The organism is Desulfobotulus alkaliphilus (genome assembly GCF_007830435.1).
GTDB lineage: Bacteria > Desulfobacterota > Desulfobacteria > Desulfobacterales > ASO4-4 > Desulfobotulus > Desulfobotulus alkaliphilus.
On sequence record NZ_VLLC01000022.1, the window covers coordinates 2,014 to 4,149 of the forward strand.

General features: G+C 47.5%; 1 protein-coding gene. It reads left to right on the plus strand.

From position 1 onward, the window contains the following. Positions 1-274 precede the first annotated feature (274 nt). On the plus strand, positions 275-1,822 hold the full coding sequence (locus LZ24_RS12530) for an ATP-binding protein (protein WP_144685653.1): 1,548 nt from the start codon (positions 275-277) through the stop codon (positions 1,820-1,822). The last annotated feature ends 314 nt before the right edge of the window (positions 1,823-2,136 follow it).

The following is a 2,136-nucleotide window of genomic DNA, read 5'->3' on the forward strand; positions in this document are numbered from 1 at the left end:
CAAATCCGCTGGCTGAGGCCCTCGAAGCCAGAGGGAAAAGCCCGCAAATCCGCTGGCTGAGGCCCTCGAAGCCAGGGGGAAAAGCCCTCAAATCCGCTGGTTGAGGCCCTCGAAGCCAAGGCTGCGGTGAGGATAAATAATTTGCAGGTCAGGCACTTTTACCCATATCTAAATCTCAAGTTCAATCATGGCCCGACAACATTCAGGCCATTGGCATCCATAAAACAGTGGTTCAGCCGGGGTATGAATCAAAACAGAAAAAGAGGGGATTCCCATGAAAAAATTACCCATTGGTATTCAGAGTTTTGAGGCCATGCGTTCGGAACCCCACTATTATGTCGATAAGACCTGCTTTGTGAAAACGCTCATGGATTCAGGGAAGTACTATTTTCTTTCACGGCCAAGGCGTTTTGGAAAAAGCCTTTTTGTGGATACCCTGCGTCAGGCTTTTTTAGGCAAAAAAGAGTTTTTTCAAGGCCTCTACCTTGAAAACAACTGGGACTGGAACACGGCATACCCTGTGATTCACGTAAGCTTTGGCAGCGGTGTCATGGGGTCTCTGGAAGAGCTTGAACTGACCCAGATGGAAATTCTTGGCCGCAATTGCAGGCTTTACGGCATTGAGCATCTTGATTCCCCAACCATCAAGGGAAAATTTTTTGAGCTGATCGAAAGGCTCCATGAAAAACATGGGCAGAAGGTTGTGGTACTTATAGATGAATACGACAAACCCATCCTTGATAATATTGCCAATAAAAGCCTTGCCATAGAAATCCGTGAAAAACTGAAAAACCTCTATTCCGTATTAAAAGATGCGGATGTTCACCTGAAATTTGTTTTTATTACAGGGGTAAGCAAGTTTTCCAAGGTGTCCCTTTTCAGCGGACTCAATAACCTTCAGGATATTACCATGAATCCGGCCTGTGCCACCCTCTGCGGTTATACCCAGAAGGAACTTGAGACGGTGTTTGCGGATCAGCTGGAAGGCCTTGATAAGGAGAGAATACGCCAGTGGTACAACGGCTATGCCTGGCTTGGGGAAAAGGTCTATAATCCCTTTGATATCCTTCTTTATTTCAGTGAAAGGCAGTTTCGCTCCTTCTGGTTTGAAACGGGAACCCCCAGTTTTCTCATCACCCTTCTCATGGAAAAGCATTACAGCATCCCTTCCATCGAGCAGCTTTACCTTGGCGAAGAGCTGATCGACAGCTTTGATGTGGACCGCATCCGTGTGGAAACCCTTCTGTTTCAGACAGGTTATCTCACCATAGAGCGGATGGACGAAAAGATGGTGGGCCGCAGAACCTATCAGCTTGCCTACCCCAACATGGAGGTAAAAAGCAGCCTGAACCGCTGGATTTTAAACGAGCTGGTGGAGGATGTGGTGGCCAAAAGCGCCAACGAGACCCGCCTGATACGGGCCATACAGACAAAATCCTTTAATGATTTAAGGGATATTTTCCACCGTTTTTTTGCCTCCATCCCCCATGACTGGTACAGAAAAAATGAGCTGTCGGGATATGAGGGCTATTATGCCAGCATTTTTTACTGCTATTTTGCCGCCTGCGGATTTGAGATCCGCACGGAAGATGCCACCAATCATGGCCGCATGGATTTAAGCCTGTTTTATGATGATATCTGCTGCATTTTTGAATTTAAGGTTCTTGAAAATGCAGGGGAGGGCAGTGCCATGGCCCAGCTTAAAGACAAAAAATACCATGAAAAATATCAGGGTTCCCGTAAGGAAATTTATCTTGTGGCTGTGGAGTTTTCTAAAAAAGACAGGAATATTGAAAATTTTGATGTGGAGAAAGTTTCGTAATTATTCAGAAGCAACCCACGCCGTGTTACGGCGTTTTGTCATTAAAGTAACTTTTGAAGTTACTCAGAAGCTTTTTCCCTCTTCCAGAGGTGGTGGGGGAAAAACTGGCATCCTCAAGGCCCCCTCTCCCTCTGGGTGGTGGCTTCGAGTGCCTCAGCCACCGGGAGAGGCCCCCAAAGCCGCTGGCTGAGGCCCTCGAAGCCAGGGGGAAAAGCCCTCATCCGCTGGCTGAGGCCCTCGAAGCCAGGGGGTTGCCTGTCCGGCACATAGGCTTTCTGCGTAGATTTTTATAATGCCATGGTTTCTTTTGCCTG

Excerpts from the sequence above, each read along its gene's own strand:
- LZ24_RS12530 (WP_144685653.1), top strand. The coding sequence starts at position 275 with ATGAAAAAATTACCCATTGGTATTCAGAGTTTTGAGGCCATGCGTTCG.